At 66.3% G+C, this 15,696-nt stretch carries 11 protein-coding genes and 1 riboswitch; of the genes, 4 read left to right on the top strand and 7 right to left on the bottom strand.

The features are described from left to right. Nucleotides 1–6: 6 nt before the first annotated feature. The 7 genes from hflX to DMR_RS21085 all read right to left on the bottom strand — a co-directional run bounded on the left by hflX (nt 7) and on the right by DMR_RS21085 (nt 10,806). Nucleotides 7–1,626: a GTPase HflX gene (gene hflX / locus DMR_RS21115; protein WP_015863083.1), complete on the bottom strand. Its 1,620-nt coding sequence runs from the start codon at nt 1,624–1,626 to the stop codon at nt 7–9. Nucleotides 1,627–1,865: 239 nt separating this feature from the next. Beyond that, nucleotides 1,866–2,261 (bottom strand): HEPN domain-containing protein, encoded by a 396-nt coding sequence (locus DMR_RS21110; RefSeq protein WP_015863082.1) that lies wholly within the window; start codon nt 2,259–2,261, stop codon nt 1,866–1,868. Then, the gene (locus DMR_RS21105; RefSeq protein ID WP_015863081.1) at nt 2,248–2,562 is read right to left on the bottom strand and encodes a nucleotidyltransferase domain-containing protein; all 315 of its coding nucleotides are present in this window, start codon (nt 2,560–2,562) and stop codon (nt 2,248–2,250) included. The genes DMR_RS21110 and DMR_RS21105 overlap by 14 nt, the downstream gene beginning before the upstream one ends. A 137-nt stretch (nt 2,563–2,699) precedes the next feature. Further along, nucleotides 2,700–4,754, bottom strand: a complete 2,055-nt coding sequence (locus tag DMR_RS21100) for a ribonucleoside triphosphate reductase (protein WP_015863080.1) — start codon at nt 4,752–4,754, stop codon at nt 2,700–2,702. Next, complete coding sequence (locus DMR_RS21095; RefSeq protein ID WP_015863079.1) at nt 4,729–5,394, bottom strand: anaerobic ribonucleoside-triphosphate reductase activating protein; 666 nt, start codon at nt 5,392–5,394, stop codon at nt 4,729–4,731. The genes DMR_RS21100 and DMR_RS21095 overlap by 26 nt, the downstream gene beginning before the upstream one ends. A gap of 406 nt (nt 5,395–5,800) precedes the next feature. Then, nucleotides 5,801–7,822, bottom strand: coding sequence for an APC family permease (locus DMR_RS21090; RefSeq protein ID WP_015863078.1), 2,022 nt, complete (start codon nt 7,820–7,822; stop codon nt 5,801–5,803). A gap of 305 nt (nt 7,823–8,127) precedes the next feature. After that, a riboswitch (cyclic di-AMP (ydaO/yuaA leader) is annotated at nt 8,128–8,263 on the bottom strand. Nucleotides 8,264–8,433: 170 nt separating this feature from the next. Then, nucleotides 8,434–10,806 (bottom strand): glycosyltransferase family 39 protein, encoded by a 2,373-nt coding sequence (locus tag DMR_RS21085; protein WP_015863077.1) that lies wholly within the window; start codon nt 10,804–10,806, stop codon nt 8,434–8,436. Between the two features lie 192 nt (nt 10,807–10,998). Between DMR_RS21085 and DMR_RS21080 the strand changes: the two genes are divergently transcribed. The 4 genes from DMR_RS21080 to lon all read left to right on the top strand — a co-directional run bounded on the left by DMR_RS21080 (nt 10,999) and on the right by lon (nt 15,639). Beyond that, nucleotides 10,999–11,994, top strand: coding sequence for a DNA polymerase III subunit delta (locus tag DMR_RS21080; protein ID WP_015863076.1), 996 nt, complete (start codon nt 10,999–11,001; stop codon nt 11,992–11,994). 87 nt (nt 11,995–12,081) lie between these two features. Next, nucleotides 12,082–12,768, top strand: a complete 687-nt coding sequence (gene radC, locus DMR_RS21075; RefSeq protein ID WP_015863075.1) for a RadC family protein — start codon at nt 12,082–12,084, stop codon at nt 12,766–12,768. Between the two features lie 118 nt (nt 12,769–12,886). Continuing rightward, nucleotides 12,887–13,177, top strand: coding sequence for an acylphosphatase (locus DMR_RS21070; protein ID WP_015863074.1), 291 nt, complete (start codon nt 12,887–12,889; stop codon nt 13,175–13,177). A gap of 35 nt (nt 13,178–13,212) precedes the next feature. Next, nucleotides 13,213–15,639, top strand: a complete 2,427-nt coding sequence (lon, locus tag DMR_RS21065) for an endopeptidase La (RefSeq protein WP_015863073.1) — start codon at nt 13,213–13,215, stop codon at nt 15,637–15,639. Nucleotides 15,640–15,696: the final 57 nt, after the last annotated feature.

Below are 15,696 nucleotides of genomic sequence, written 5' to 3'. Positions count from 1 at the left end.
CGTGTCTTACGGCGTTGCGGAAGGCTCGGGAATCCCCTCGTCCGTGGAAGCGTCTTCCGCCCCCTCCGCTCGTCCCACCCGAACCCCCGGCCCACTACGCACCCGGGCCAGTACGGCCTCGGTCAGTTCGGACAGCCCGTCGCGGGTCTTGGCCGACAGGGCGATGGCCTCGGGAAAGAGGTTGCGCAGCTCCCACCGGCGCTCCTCGGACACAGCGTCCCACTTGTTGAGTACAAACAGGCGCGGCGTGTCGCCAAGCTCCATTTCCTGGAGAATGTCGGCCACGGCGGCGGCCTGCGCTTCCACCTCGGGGTGGGAGGCGTCGGCCACGGCCACCAGCAGGTCGGCCGCTTCCAGCTCCTCCAGGGTGGCCCGGAACGCTTCTTTGAGCTCCTTGGGCAGCTCGCGGATAAAGCCCACGGTATCGGTCAGGATGATCTCGTGGTCGCTGGGGAAACGCAGCCGGCGGCTGGTCGGGTCCAGGGTGGCGAAAAGCCGGTTCTCGGCCAGCACGGCGCTGCCGGTCAGGGTATTGAGCAGGGTCGATTTGCCGGCGTTGGTGTAGCCGACAAGCGACACCACCGGCAGCCCGGCCCTGGCCCGGCCGGCCCGGGCGGCGGCCCGGCGCTTGCGCAGTTCTTTCAGTTCGTCCTTGATGCGGCCGATGCGTTCGCGGATGCGCCGCCGGTCCACTTCGAGCTTGGTCTCGCCCGGTCCCCGGCCGCCGATGCCGCCCATGAGCCGCGACATGGCTCGATCCTGGCGCACCAGACGCGGTTGCAGGTATTTGAGCTGGGCCATCTCGACCTGCAGCTTGCCCGAGCGGGTGGCCGCGTGCTGGGCGAAGATGTCCAGGATCAGCTGGGTGCGGTCGATGACCCGCAGCTGGGTCACCTCGGCCAGGTTGCGGATCTGGGAGGGCGAGAGTTCGCCGTCGAAGACGAGCAGTGACGCTCCGGCCCGCAGGGCCACGATCTCGATTTCGGCGAGTTTTCCCTTGCCGAGCAGAAACTTGGGATTGATGGCCGACACGCGCTGCACCACCCGTTCCGGCACGTCCAGCCCGGCCGTGTCGGCCAGGGCGGCCAGCTCGTCGAGAGAAGCGTCCTGCACGGCCTTGGGCGCGGTGGCAACGCTGACCAGCACCGCCTTTTCCCGGCCCGAGGCCGCCTTGCCCGGGGCGTCGATGCGCTCGCCCTCGCGGGCCAGCTCGGCTTCCAGGGCTTCGGCCAGGGCATTGCAATCTTCCTCTACCCGGTCAAAGGGGCGCGGCGGCAGCACGTCATAGGGCGCGTCGCCGGCACCGGGCGGCAGCAAATGGGCCATGTGCAGCGTCGCCGGCTGGGCCATGCCGTCCACTGTCAGGGCGGCCACGGAGTCCAGGCGCAGAAACAGCATGTCGGTAAGGTCTTCTTCGTTTAAGCCCTCGCCGGCCAGGTGGGTGTGGAGCAGGCGCAGCCCGCGAAGTCGCCCGGCGCTTAAGCGCGCCCGGTCGAGTTCGGGGATCAGGATGCCCTTTTGGCTGCCGACGATGATATGGGCCGGCCGGCCCTTGCGGTCGATGAGCAGACCGACCTGCCGGCCGATGCCGTAGGAGATGGCGGCGAGTTCCCGGGCCTGGTCCACGGTGTAGCCGCCGACCGATGGATAGCGGCGGGTGCCCAGGCGTTCCAGGGCTTTGAGCTGGCTGGGCTTGAGCCCGACGATGTTGCCTTCGACTTTGGCGGCGATGGCGGAATCCTTTGGTTAGCGGGGTGAAAGGGCGCGGACGCGACAGGGCGTCCTGTTGACGACATGTAGCGCGGCAGGGAAGGGCGAGGCAAGGGGGAGGGCGCCGGGCACAGCCTTCCGGCACGTGGCGGTTGTTATATGAATTTTAATGAGGCAAGAATCGCTTGTTGCACCTCAAGCGAGGCCCCGAAAGCGTTTCTTCCATCTTCCTCGTCCGGTTCGTAGAGGTCGTCGGGGTAGCGGGAGGCCGTGCCGAAGTAGGTCAGACGGCGGCATGCCGCTTCCAAGGCGGCCAGTTTCGGCGCATGGCCCGTGCACAAGGCCAGCAGCGCGATGCAATCATGGGAGCGCGGCGGCGGCACGTCCTGGGCTACCAGAAAAGCCTTGAGGTATTTTTCCGCTGCTTGCTGGGCATGAAAACACACCGTATCCCAGGGAACCCGGGGCGCATGCAGGTTGTTGCGAATATTGAGGAGATCGTTTTCGGCCTTGGCCAGCCAACGCCGGACGGTGGCGTCACGTTCGTTCATGGAGCACCACGCCTTCGGCCTGGATGCGCGAAAGAAACGACGCCGGTTGTCGCGACAGCCGGGCGGCTTCCTCCGGCGTATGCACCAGCACGTCCATGGACCAGGTGCGCAGCCCGAACAGGGCGGCGATGGCGGCGGCACGAGCCGGCGGGCGCAGATCGGTTTCCATCTCCACGTAGAGGTCGATGTCGCTGTCCGGCTTGGCTTCGCCCCGGGCATGGCTGCCAAAAAGGATGATGCGGCGGGGGGCGAAGGCCCGAACGATGGCGTCGGCGACGGACTGGATTTGCGCGCGTTCCATGCTCGCCAATCAAGCACATGGGGCAAACGCTGTCCAGGGGCCGACAGCGGCCGGCGAGCAACAAAAAACCGCCGGAGACGCGTCCTGCGTCTCCGGCGGTCAAAGCGTTTTCCTTGGTCCGGGAAGCCCCGCGTCCGCTAGCAAATCTCCCCGTACGTCAGCCTCTCCGCATACTCCGCCTGCTTGCCCTTGTTCCACAAGGACACCGGCCGGTAATAGCCCACGATGCGCGTGAACACTTCCGAGGGCGCGCCGCACTGCGGACACTCGAAATGCTCGCCCTTGACGTAGCCGTGCTCCTTGCACACCGAAAACGTCGGCGTGATGGAGAGGTACGGAATCTTCGTCATGGTGAAGGCCTTGACGATAAACGACTTGAGCGCCTCCACGTCGGCCACGGCTTCGCCCAGGTAGGTGTGGAACACTGTGCCGCCGGTGTAGAGCGGCTGGAGCTTGTTTTGATGCTCCAGGGCGGCGAACACGTCGCGCGACAGCCCCACCGGCAGGGTCGTGGAATTGGTGTAGTAGGGCGTGCCGTTGCCCGAGGCCTTGATGTCGGCGTACAGCGCCTTGTCGATTTTCGCCAGCCGGTAGCTTGTGCCCTCGGCCGGCGTGGCCTCGAGGTTGTAGAGGTTGCCGGTCTCTTCCTGAAAGCGCGAGGTCACCTCGCGCAGATGCTCCAGCATACGGGTCATGAGCCGCACCCCGGCCTCGGTCTCGATGCCCTTGCCGAGCAGGTTCAGGCAGGCCTCGTGGCCGCCGACCAAGCCGATGGTGGAGAAGTGGCCCTTGAAGCCGTTTTTGAGGTAGCGCTTGGTCCAGGGGAAAAGCCCCCGCTCCAGATTGTCGCTGATCATCTTGCGCTTGAATTCCAGGGCCGTCTTGGCCAGCTCGGCGTATTCGGCCACAAGATCCAGGAAATCCTCCTCGCCCTGGGCCAGAAACGCCAACTTGGGGAGATTGAGCGTCACCACGCCCACCGACCCGGTCAGGTCGCCGGCCCCGAAGAGCCCGCCCACCTTGTTGCGCAGCTGGCGCAAATCCATCTGCAGCCGGCAGCACATGGAACGCACGTCCTCGGGCGAGAGGTCGGAATTGATGAAGTTCTGGAAATACGGCGCGCCGTATTTGGCCGTCATCTCCAGCAGCAGCGTGCCGATCTCGGAGTCCCAGGGAAAGTCCTTGGTGACGTTGTAGGTCGGGATGGGGAAGGAAAAAATGCGGCCGTCGTAGTCGCCCCCGGCCATGACCTCCAGGAAGGCCTTGTTGATCATCGCCATTTCCGGCCCGAAGTCGCCGTAGACGGCGTCCTGCATTTTGCCGCCGATGATGACGGCCTCATTGGCCAAGTGCTTGGGCGGGGAAAGATCAAAGGTGAGGTTGGTGAACGGGCTTTGGCCGCCCCAGCGCGAGGTGGTGTTGAGGTTGAAGACGAACTTCTGCATGGCCTGCTTGACTTCTTTATAGGTCAGGCCGTCCTGGCGGATGAAGGGGGCCAGGTAGGTGTCGACGTTGTTGAACGCCTGGGCTCCGGCCCATTCGTTTTGCAGGGTGCCCAGAAAATTGACCATCTGCCCCAGGGCCGTGTCGAAGTGGCGGGGCGGTCCGGCGCAGGAGCGGCCGGCGAGGTTGAAGCCTTCGAGCAGGAGGTCGCGCAGGCTCCAGCCGGCGCAGTAGCCGGCCAGGCCAAAGGACAGGTCGTGAATGTGGAAATAGCCGTGCTCGTGGGCGGCGCGCACTTCCTCGGGATATTTTTCCAGGGCGTACCGGGCCTGCACCGTGCCCGACAGGTGGAGCATGAGGCCCTGGAAGCTGTGGTTCATGTTGGCGTTTTCCGCCACCCGCCAGTCGGTCTTGGCGATATAGGTGTCGATGACGTCGGCGATGTCGAGGAAGGCGGCCTTTTGCTCGCGCAGCTCCCGGCGTTTTTCGCGGTAGACGATGTAGCGCCGGGCCACGGCGAAAAGCCGCGACTCCATGAGCACCAGCTCCACCGCGTCCTGGACATGCTCCTGCTCGGGCACGTCGTTGCCGAGTTCCTCAAGCTTGCCCTCGACCTTGCCGGCCAGGCGCGCCGCCAGGATCGGGTCCTGGATGCCGCTGGCCTTGAGTGCTTTGAGGATCGCCTGGGCGATCCGCTGGCTGGACCAGGTTTCCAGGCATCCGTCACGCTTGCGAATTTGCTTGGGCATCGGCCTTCTCCTCCCTGCGGCGCGGCAGCGGTCGAAACGGTTGGATGGTCAACGCGTGTCCGGGCGGCAGCAGCGACTCCACCTCCCTGATGTCGTCGTCCGTCAGTTCGGGCACGCGGGTGGCGCGAAATTGGATGCGCCCGGGATGGGCCGTGGCCAGGGCGAAGACCTCGCCCAGGCGCTTGGCGGCGTCGGAGGCCTCGGCCAGGCCGCCGGTGACCAGCGGGTACTTGGCAAAGGGCGCTTTGACGTCCACGGCCAGGTAAATGTCCGGGTGGCTTTCCAGAAGGCGGGCCAGGACGTCCGGGCGCAGGCCGTTGGAGTCGACCTTGACCGGCAACCCCGAGGCGGCCACGGCGGCGGCCAGGCCGGGCATCCCCGGGGTCAGGGTGGGTTCGCCGCCGGTGATGACCAGCCCGTCGAGCCAGCGGCGTCGTGCTTCGACGAACCGGCGTACGGCCTTTTCGGTCAGGGGCGCGGCGCCGGCTTGCGGCGTCCAGGCCAGGGCGGCGTTATGGCAGTGGGGGCAGCGCAGGTTGCAGCCGCCGAAAAACAGCACGGCGGTCAGTCGCCCCGGCCAATCGCAAAGGGACATGGGCTCGATGCCACGCACGAGCTCCCAGGCGGATGGATAGGTCATTTTTTAACGATGCCAGTATGATAACGAAGTTGCGGACCCCCGCGCGCTCCCCAACGCGCAGGGCAGGGACGACCCCGACACTTCCCCAAGCCGCATCCGTCATACGCCCGGAGCAAACGATTGCAAGGGGGTGTCGCGGGCCGGAAATTGCCCTCCCTCGCCAAGGCCGCGCCAGGCCGTGGGATATTTTTTTCGGGCTGGCGCACGGGCCTCGCCAGCGGCGAGTCGGCCGCGCCGGGGCGTCTTTTGATGGTGAAAATAGCCGCTATTCCAGTGTATTATCAGATGGCTGCAATGGCGTCCGGGATGGGCTGCCGCCAAGGCCTTGTCGGGTTTGGGAAAAGGCTGGGCAGGGTATGGCCGGGCCGACGCAGGAACCGCCGGCCCGGAAGAAACTTGCCGCGTGTCAGTCGGCGAACCACTCCGGCAGGTCCAGGCGCACGGGCATGATAATAAACGGCAGTCCCATGCGGTAGAGTTGGCGCTGGAGGGCGAAGATCACGTAGTTGTGGAGCAGGCGCGTCACGAAGGTTTCCTTCTCGAAGACAAGCTGGCCGCCACAAAAGATCGCCCTGGGAAAGCGTTCGCGCAGGGCCGGGGCCAGCTCCGTGAGTTCGGCCACGATGTCCGTGCCCACGGCCCAGTGGGCCTCGGCGTGGAAGCCGCGCTCGCGCATGACCGCCGCGTAGGATTCCAGGTCGCGCTGCATGCCGGCCTTGAGCCGCGACAGCTCGGCCGCGCCCTGGAACACGGCCGCGTCCACCACCCCGATCTGCACGAACACGTAGTTTTTGATGTCCTTGCCGAAAAGCCGCACCGTGGACAGCAGGGTGTGGATGCCAAGGCCATTGAAGCCGTTGACGAAGATGACGGCCGTGGGCGCGCCAAGATCCGGCTGGCCGGCTGGCTCGGGATTGACGGGAATGGGCGGGGTGTAGGGATTTTGCGGGTCCACAACGGCCCGCAGCACATCGAGTTTCTTGATCTGCCTCCCGACCCGGTCGTAGTGCCGCTTGACGCCCAGGGCGGCTGCGGCCAGCCCCGCCGTGATGAGGATGGTGACCCAGCCGCCCTCGAAGAATTTCACCCAGGTGACCATGACCAGGATGAACAGGGTCAGGGCCAGGCCCAGGCCGTTGAGAAGCAGGCCTTTTTTCCAGGCCACGCGCTGGCCGCGCACCTCCCACCAGTGGCGCACCATGCCGAGCTGGGACAGCACGAAGGTGATGAACACGTTGATGCTGTAAAGGACGATGAGCAGATCCACCGAGCCGTGGGAGACGACCATGAGGACCAAGGCCGAGACGCCCATGAGCAGGATGCCGTTTTGGGTCACCAGACGGTCGGAGAGCAAGGCGAAGCGGGCCGGCAGCCAGCGGTCCAGGGCCATGTTGGACAGCACGCGCGGCCCGTCCACGAAGCCGGCCTGGGCGGCCACGAACAGGAGCAGGGCCTCGGAAACCAGGGTGACCAGCACGAACCCGCCGCCGAGGTCGGGCCCCCAGCCGGCCACCACGTTTTCGAACAGCACGGCGTTGAGGGTCTTGCCGTCCTGGGGCCGCACGTCGAACAGCAGATAGCAGGTGATGATGCCGACCACGGTCAGGGTCAGGGACAGGGCCATGTAGAGCATGGTGCGCTTGCCGGTTTTTTCGCGCGGCTCGCGCAGGATGGGCAGGCCGTTGGATACGGCCTCGATGCCGGTGTAGGTGCCCGCGCCCATGCTGTAGGCGTGCAGCACCAGAAGCAGCATGCCCAGGCCGCCGAGTTCGCTGCGGGCGGCGGTCACGTCCTGGCCCAGGCGGGCGGCCAGGGCCGGCATGTCGGACAGGTGGGCGAACACGCCGTAGCCGATGGCCACGGCATGGGTGGCCACGAAGGTCATGAAAATGGGCACCAGGGTCATGACCGATTCCTTGACCCCGCGCAGATTGAGCACAATGAGCGCCACCACGCCGGCCACGGCCGTGGGTAGGCGGTAGGGCAGGAAGGCGGCCGGCAGGAAGCTGAAGACGGCGTCGGCCCCGCTGGCCACGGACAAGGTAATGGTCAGGACATAGTCAATGAGCAAGGCGCAGCCCGAGACCATGCCGACTTTGGGCGACAACAGCCGCGAGGCCACCACGTAGCCGCCGCCGCCGGTGGGGAAAAGCTCGATGATCTGGGAATAGGCGGCGCTGATGACGCCGATGGTCAGCGCCGTGCCCAGGGCCACGAAGACGGCCAAAAATGTGTGTTGCCCCAGGGCCAGGAAGGCCTCGGCCGGACCGTAGCACGAGGAGGACAGGCCGTCGGCCCCAAGGCCCACCCAGGCGAAAAAGGCCACCAGGGAGAGATTGTGGAAGATGGACTGGTCGCCCAGGTTGATGGATTTGCCAAAAACAATGCGGCGCAGCCGGCTCGTCGGCCGGATGGAATCGTTGGACATGGTTTTCCCTTGCTTTGGGCGCGCCTCTGCCCTGGCGCTCAAGCCGACGTCAGGCGGCAGACGCGCGCGAACCCCGAAAAAACGGGGCATGTTCCCTGGGCCGACGCCGTCCCGCGAGGTATAGCGGGAAACGGCGCGCGGCCGGACCTAGGCCGGGATGGCGGCCTTTCCGGGCGGCTGGGCCTGGGCGCGGGGGCAAGGGAAAAACAGGGCAAAGGACGGCGGGCTGGCCAGACGGCCATGGGCGCGAAAAGACATAGGCATCCCTCCGGACGACCGGTTTTGGGAAACCTGCTTGCGGCAAGCGGTTTCCCCTTCGACGTCTACGAGGTTAGCTGACGGGCTCGGGCCGAAGAGGTTGCCCTACGCCATGCTGGCGATGCGCCCCGGTTGGTTGGTTCCCCCGCTCCCGCCACGGGCGGGACTCGACGTAGGGCGAGGGATAGACCCGGCCCCGGGAGGCGTCAAGGCTTGGCCGGCCGTGCCGCCCGTCTGGAGCCGATTATTGCAGGGTTGTCATGGGGCGGGCGAACGGTTTCCCATGTCGCGATCCTTAAAAATACGAGAGTATTGTTAAGGAAAATAACGATGTTGGTCATTTGCCCGCGCCGCTAAAACAGCGCCGCGTCGCCCAGGGTCCACAGCTGGGCCCGGCGGCCGGTGAGTTCGATTTCCAAGTCAGTCTCCCGGTCGCGCAGCCACGGCGGCACCACCAGTTCGTAGCGGGCGCTGACGGGCGTCCATCGTTCGCCGGTGTTTTGCAGGGCGAACAGGAGTTCGCGCACGCCGTCGGGCCGCAGACCGTAGACCCGGACCATGCCGTCCCGGCCGACCCTCGGGAAAAGCAGCAGCCTGTCCTGCCGGGCTGTGACGGGAAGGCGCAAGACGCCCGGCCGGGACGGATCGGCCGGAGACAGGGCGGTCCAGGCAGCCTCCTGGTGTTCGTTCACCGGAGCGACGTTCTCTCGGACCGCCAGGAGGGCGGCCTGGCCGGTCTCGCTGGGGACGGCGAAGCGTTCTTCCAGGTAGTTGCCGAGCACTGAGGCGGTCAGGTGGCGCTCGGCCGCGTCCAGGCAGGGGCCGGCCGCGTTTGCCGGACAGAAAAAGGCTTCAACGCCGGTTAGCCGCAAGGTCTGGAGATTGCCGCCGGCCAGGGTCGGGGTGCGCGAGGCGCAGCGCAGGATCACCTCAACGTCCATTCTGGCGTAGGGAGCCTCACGTTTCAGGGCAATCTGGCGTTGGCGGGTGGCGTCGTAGCCGGTGGACAAGGGAAAGGTCACGGGCGGCTCAGTGTCGAAACGTATCCGGGCCAGCAGGCGGTTGTCCTGGCCAAAATTGTCGAAAAGCACGTTGATCCGGATTTCCTGGGGCTGGGGCGGGGCGTCGTTGGCAAAGGTCAGGCGCGCCGTGGCGTCGATGTCGTTACGTACGGGAATGAGGGCCGGCCCCAGGGCGTTTTGATGAAAGCGCAAGCCCGAAAGGGCGCTTATTTCGGCAAAAACCCGGTCATAGGCCATGGGCAGGCCGTAGCGGGCCGGCAGGGCCGTGACGCGGCGTACCGGATCGCGGGGGACGGCAAGTTCCAGGAAGGTGGAGGTTTCGATGTCGTGCCGGGCCACGTCCGGTCCGTAGCGGGTGAGGAAGGCCGCCGCATTGGGGGCCAGATAGCCCCAGTGCGCCCCAGCGGCGAAAAGGAGCCGGGCTTCCCGGTCCTCGGGCGTCAGTCGGGGATTGGCCAGGGCCAGGGAAGGCGTATGCTGGTCGAGATACCAGGAAAGGACATTGCCGTAGAAGTCATCACCAAAGGACAGGATCGTTCCCGGCCGGTCCAGGGCGGCGAGGCCTGCGGCGGCCAGCTTGTAGTTGTTGCCGATGACCGGCACCTGATAGCTGGAGACGGCGTAGAACCGGTCGTGATGGACGGCCAGGGGCAGCAGCACGGCCAGGGCCAGGGCGGACAGGGTCACGGCCGGCAGGCGCGGGGCCAGGCGCGGCCAGGCGGCCGCGCCGCCGGCCAGGGCCAGAGCCAGGGGGATGCCCAGGCTCGACAGATGGCGGGCGTACAGTCCGGTGCCTCGGCCCATGGCCAGCAGGACCAGGGGCGGGACGACCGTCAGCAGGGCCAAGACCCGGAAGTTGCGTCGGTCCCGCCGGGCCAGAACGACAAAGGCGGCCAGGGCGGCCGCGCCCACGGCCAGACGCGCCGGCCAGACGTCGAAACTGTAGAGCACGCCGCCCAGGGCCGCCCCGAGGGCTCGGGCCGCGTCGGCCACGGTCTCGTTGGCGTCGGCGATGAGCTGGGGGGTGTGGCTTTGGGCGATAAGGCCGAAGTAGGCGGCGGCGGCGATGCCGGCGCAGCCTGCGCCAAAAAGGCCGGCGGCGGTCAGCCGGCCGGGCCAGCCCGGGCGATTGGCAGGCGCGACGGCGAGCAGGCAAAGGCCCATGGCGGCCAGCAGGGGAAAGGACAGATAGTGGCAGGCCGTCATCAGGGCGGCGGCGGCGAGCATTCCGGCGATGTCGCGTTTACGCCCCCGGCGCAGCCAGCCGGCCAGAAAGTACAAGGCGCACAAGAACAGGAGCAGCCACAGGGAATAGGGCCGGGCCATGCGGGAGAGCAGCAGGTTCTGGGGCATGGCCAGCCAAATGGCGGCCGCCGCCGTGCCGGCTGCCGGTGAAAAAAGCCGCGTTCCCACCGCAGCCAGGAGTCCCACGCAACCCAGTCCGCATAAGGCGGGCAACAGACGCACGGTGAAGTCGTCGTGCCCCAGGCGCAAAAAGCCCTTGAGCAGGATGTAGAACAGCGGCGGATGCTCTTCCAGCGTGCGCGAAAGCGTGATGATGTAGTCCAGGGGGAAGCGGGCGTTAAGCGGCGATGCGGCTTCGTCGAGCCACAGGGACGGCCGGCCGAGGGCGTAAAAGATCAGGCCGGCGGCGAGGCCAAGAAGCGCAAGCCGCGCGAGCGGCACGGACCGGGGCAACAACACGGGCGCTCCTTGACCTGGAACGTTACAGCTTGCCGAAGACCTTAAGTATGGACTGTATGTCTCTGTAATGTCAATATATTGCAGGGTCGTGTTGCGGAAATGTCATGCAGGTCGGCGCAGCGGGCAGGCTGATCGCCCCAGCTCCGTTTCCTTCCCGTTGCCGCCCGGCCCCGCCTCGGCTAGTGTGGCCCTATGCAACGAGCCGGATTTTTCTTTCTCGCCTGCCCGGACCCGGAGATCGTGCGGGAGCGGGTGGAACGCCAGTTGGCCGACAGCGGCCAGCCGTTTTCCCGGGAGGTGTTCTGGGGGGACGAGGAGCTTGGCGCGCCGTTCTGGAGCGCGCTCACCGTGGGCAGCCTGTTCGCCGGCCGCCGGGCCGTGATCTTGCGCCGGGCCGAGGCGGCCCCGCCGGATTTCTGGCCCAAGCTCACCCCGGCGCTGAAGGGTTTTAACGACGCGGTCTGGCCCTTTTTCTGTTTTGAAGGCCCCCTGGATAAAAAAGGCGGCCCCAAATTCCCCAAGACCCTGACCGAGCAGCCCTATTTCACGGTGGCCGAGAAGCGCAAATGGATCTTTGTTTCGCCGGGCCTGACCCGCCGCGACATGGGGCCGCGTCTGGCCGATTGGGCCGGGCGGCGCGGGCTGGTGCTGGAGCCTGGCGTGGCCGAGGCTCTGGCCGCCGCCTTGCCGGCTTCCCTGGCCCATGCCGACAACGAGCTGGCCAAGCTGGAGCTGTCCCTGGGCGACCGCACCAGCCTGGAAATGGCCGATCTGGCCCTTTTGTCCCACCACGAGGGCATGGACGGCTTCGCCTTCCTCAATGCCCTGTCCGAGGGGCGCGATCCGACCAAGGTCTGGCAGGAGATTTTCGACAAGGAACTGGCCGGGGAGGAGATGATCTTTCCCTTTATCGGGCTTTTGCTCTACGAAGCGAGGATGATGTGGCGTCTGGCCGTGGGCGAGGCCGACGACGTGCGCCTGCCGCCCCAGGTGCGCCGCCAGAAGGAAGCCATGGCCCGACGGCTGGGTTCGGCCGGGCTGACCCGGCTTTTCGAGGCGGCCTTTGCCGCCGAAGCCGGCATCAAGACCGGGGCGCGCAAGCCCGACCAGGCCATGGAGTTCCTCACGGCCGAACTTTTCCGGCTTTTTGGCGGCCAGGGACGGCAAACGGGTCGGGTGGGACCGTGATCGGTCCGGTTTTTTGCCCTTGCCGGGCCTTTGCGTCGGAGTATTCCCCCCCAAAAGGCGACAAACGCCTTGCCCGGACCCGAAACCATGCTTAGTAAGAAAGAACCGCCCCATTACCTCGGCCACCGCCGCCGTCTCAAGGACCGGCTTTTGGACGATCCGCGCGCCCTGGCGAAATACGAGGTGCTGGAGCTTGTGCTGGGCTACGTCAACGTGCGGCGCGACAACAAGCCCCTGGCCAAGGAGCTCTTGGCTCGCTTCGGCAGCCTGCGCGGGGTGCTGACCGCCCGTTTCGAGGAGCTCCGGGGCGTGCCCGGGTTCGGCGCGGGAGCCGAGGAGTTCTTGACCCTGTGGCGCGAGGTCTGGGCCAGGTTCCACGAACAGCCCATGCGCGACCGGGCCGTGCTCGGCAGCCCCGACGTGGTGGCCGAGATGGCCCGGGCCAGGATCGGGGTCAAGGAGCACGAGGAGTTCTGGATGGCCCTGGTGGACACCAAGAACCGGCTGGTCGGCTGGGAGCGGGTGAGCAAGGGCACGGTGGACCAGGCCGCGGTTTACCCCCGGGAGGTCATCGCCATGGCCCTGCGCTACAACGCCAGCGGCGTGATCCTCGTCCACAACCACCCCGGGGCCGACCCCAAGCCCTCGGCCGAGGACATGGCCTTTACCCGACGCATCGTGGCCGCGGCCCGGGAAATGGACATCCGGGTGCTCGACCATCTGGTGGTGACGGAAAACCGGTTTTTCAGCTTTCAGGCCGAAGGCATGATCTAGGGTCGCATTCACGAAAAGTGATCCGGTGTTTCTCAGGCAACAGGCGCAAAAGACGAAGTTTCAGCCGCAAAGGCTATCGTATTTGTTACAGGACGCGACACGAGCCAAGGAGGCGGCCATGACGACCGAAAAAGCGACGCCAAGCCTGCACGCCACGGTCTCCGGCAAGGTCCAGGGCGTGTATTTCCGGGCCTGGGTCTACGACCAGGCCGCGAGCCTGGGGCTTCGCGGCTGGGTGCGCAACCTGGCCGACGGCCAGGTCGAGGTGCTGGCCCAGGGCGACCCCGAAGCCCTGGCCGCCCTGAAGGAGCGCCTGCCCCAAGGGTCGCCCCTGTCCCGGGTGGATGCGGTGGCGGCGACAATGATCGACCACGACAAAGCTTACGACGCCTTCGCCATTCGCGGCTAAGGCCGTTTTCGATACCGACAAGGAGCACATGCATCATGGATGACAAGGAACGCGAACTGCTCGCGGCCGCCGACGGCGCGCCGACCGAAGCGGCCCCGGTTTCCGCCGGCGAGGGCGAGGAAGCCGCGCCGCCCGATATCCCGTCCGAACTCCCGGTGTTGCCGGTGCGCGACATCGTGGTCTTCAACTACATGATCCTGCCGCTGTTCGTGGGCCGGGACAAGTCGGTCCAGGCCGTGGACGCGGCGCTTAACGGCTCGCGCTACATCCTGGTCCTGACCCAGAAGGACGAGAAGGTGGACGAGCCCGGTCCCGACGACCTCTACCGGGTCGGCACGGTGGGCATGATCATGCGCATGCTCAAGATGCCCGACGGCCGGCTCAAGGTGCTGGTCCAGGGGCTGACCCGGGCCAGGGTGACGGATTTTTCCTCCGCCGATCCCTATCTGGCGGCCAAGATCGAGGTGCTGGCCGAGCGCGACCCCAAGGAAGCCACCCTGGAGCAGGAAGCCATGATGCGGGCGGCCCGGGAGCAAAGCGAAAAGATCCTGTCGCTGCGCGGCATGGCCTCGGCCGACATCATGGCCGTGCTCAACAGCGTCAACGAACCCGGCCGGCTGGCCGATCTCGTGGCCTCCAACCTGCGCATGCGGGTGGAGGAAGCCCAGCGCCTGCTGGAGTGCGAGGACCCGGTGGAGCGCCTGCGCCTGGTCAACGACCAGCTGGTCAAGGAAGCCGAGGTCGCGGCCATGCAGGCCAAGATCCAGAACATGGCCAAGGAAGGGATGGACAAGGCCCAGAAGGACTTCTTCCTGCGCGAGCAGCTAAAGGCCATCCGCCGGGAGCTGGGCGAGGGCGGCGAGGAGTCCGACGACCTCGACGAACTCAAGGAAGCCCTGGACAAGGCCGGGATGCCCAAGGAAGTCAAAAAGGAAGCGGACAAGCAGCTGAAAAGGCTCGTGTCCATGCATCCCGACTCCTCCGAGGCCGGCGTCATCCGCACCTATCTCGACTGGATGGTGGAGCTGCCCTGGAAAAAGCTGTCCAAGGACCGCCTGGACATCAAGGAAGCCAAGCGCATCCTGGACGAGGACCATTTCGACCTGGAAAAGGTCAAGGAACGCATCCTCGAATACCTGTCCGTGCGCAAGCTCAACCCCGGCATGAAGGGCCCCATCCTGTGCTTCGTCGGCCCTCCGGGCGTGGGCAAGACCTCCCTTGGCCGCTCCATCGCCCGGGCGCTGGGGCGCAAGTTCGTGCGCATGTCCCTGGGCGGGATGCGCGACGAGGCCGAGATTCGCGGCCACCGGCGCACCTACATCGGCTCCATGCCCGGCCGGGTCATCCAGAGCATCAAGCAGGCCGGCACCCGAAACCCGGTCATCATGCTCGACGAGATCGATAAGGTCGGCTCGGATTTCCGGGGCGACCCGTCCTCGGCGCTTTTGGAGGTGCTGGACCCCGAGCAGAACAACACCTTCTCGGACCATTACCTCAACGTGCCCTTTGACCTGTCCAAGGTGATGTTTATTTGCACGGCCAACATCCTGGACACCATTCCGCCGCCGCTTTTGGACCGCATGGAGCTCATCCGCCTGCCCGGCTACACCGAGCAGGAGAAGGTGAAAATCGCCCGGCGCTACATCCTGCCTCGCCAGATCGAGGAAAACGGCCTTGTCGCGGAGGACGTGTCCCTGTCGGATCAGGTGGTGGCCAAGATCATCCGCGACTACACCCGCGAGGCCGGCCTGCGAAACCTCGAGCGTGAGGTCGGGTCGGTGTGCCGCAAGCTGGCCCGGCGCAAGGCCGAGGGGGAGGAGCCGCCTTTTAGGGTCACGGCCTCGTCCCTGGAAAAGCTGCTGGGGCCGGCCCGGTTCATGGACGACGAGCGCGAGGCCGATCTGCCGCCGGGCGTGGCCGTGGGCCTGGCCTGGACGCCGGTTGGCGGAGCCATCCTGCACATCGAGGCGGCCACGCTGCCGGGCAAGGGCGGGTTGCAGCTCACGGGCAAGCTGGGCGAGGTCATGAAGGAGTCGGCCCAGGCCGCGCTCACCTACGCCAAGTCCCGGGCCAAGGAGCTGGGCATCGCGCCGGAGATGTTCGAGAAAAACGACATCCACATCCACGTGCCGGCCGGAGCCACGCCCAAGGACGGCCCGTCGGCCGGCGTGACGCTGGTGACGGCCCTGATCTCGCTTTTGACCAACACGCCGGTGCACAACGACCTGGCTATGACCGGCGAGATCACCCTGCGCGGCCGGGTGCTGCCTGTTGGCGGCATCAAGGAAAAAATCCTGGCCGCCGTGGCCGCCGGCATGAAGCGGGTCATCATCCCGGCCAAGAATATGAAAGACATCCACGACATCCCCAAGGACCTGCGCGGGCGGCTCAAGATCATGCCCGTGGAGCGCATCGACGAGGTCTGGCCCCTGGCCTGCGCCGTGGAAGAGAAAAAGTCCTGAGGCAAGAAGCGGCAATGCCGCAAAGCCGGGGCGGGCGACCGCTCCGGCTTTTTTGAT

The sequence above is a fragment of the Solidesulfovibrio magneticus RS-1 genome (assembly GCF_000010665.1).
Classification (GTDB): Bacteria; Desulfobacterota; Desulfovibrionia; order Desulfovibrionales; family Desulfovibrionaceae; genus Solidesulfovibrio; species Solidesulfovibrio magneticus.
This window is presented reverse-complemented; position numbering and strand designations above follow the sequence as displayed.

Coding starts and splice junctions, on each gene's coding strand:
- DMR_RS21110 (WP_015863082.1), bottom strand. CDS start 2,261: ATGAACGAACGTGACGCCACCGTCCGGCGTTGGCTGGCCAAGGCCGAA.
- DMR_RS21105 (WP_015863081.1), bottom strand. CDS start 2,562: ATGGAACGCGCGCAAATCCAGTCCGTCGCCGACGCCATCGTTCGGGCC.
- DMR_RS21100 (WP_015863080.1), bottom strand. CDS start 4,754: ATGCCCAAGCAAATTCGCAAGCGTGACGGATGCCTGGAAACCTGGTCC.
- DMR_RS21095 (WP_015863079.1), bottom strand. CDS start 5,394: ATGACCTATCCATCCGCCTGGGAGCTCGTGCGTGGCATCGAGCCCATG.
- DMR_RS21090 (WP_015863078.1), bottom strand. CDS start 7,822: ATGTCCAACGATTCCATCCGGCCGACGAGCCGGCTGCGCCGCATTGTT.
- DMR_RS21080 (WP_015863076.1), top strand. CDS start 10,999: ATGCAACGAGCCGGATTTTTCTTTCTCGCCTGCCCGGACCCGGAGATC.
- radC (WP_015863075.1), top strand. CDS start 12,082: ATGCTTAGTAAGAAAGAACCGCCCCATTACCTCGGCCACCGCCGCCGT.
- DMR_RS21070 (WP_015863074.1), top strand. CDS start 12,887: ATGACGACCGAAAAAGCGACGCCAAGCCTGCACGCCACGGTCTCCGGC.
- lon (WP_015863073.1), top strand. CDS start 13,213: ATGGATGACAAGGAACGCGAACTGCTCGCGGCCGCCGACGGCGCGCCG.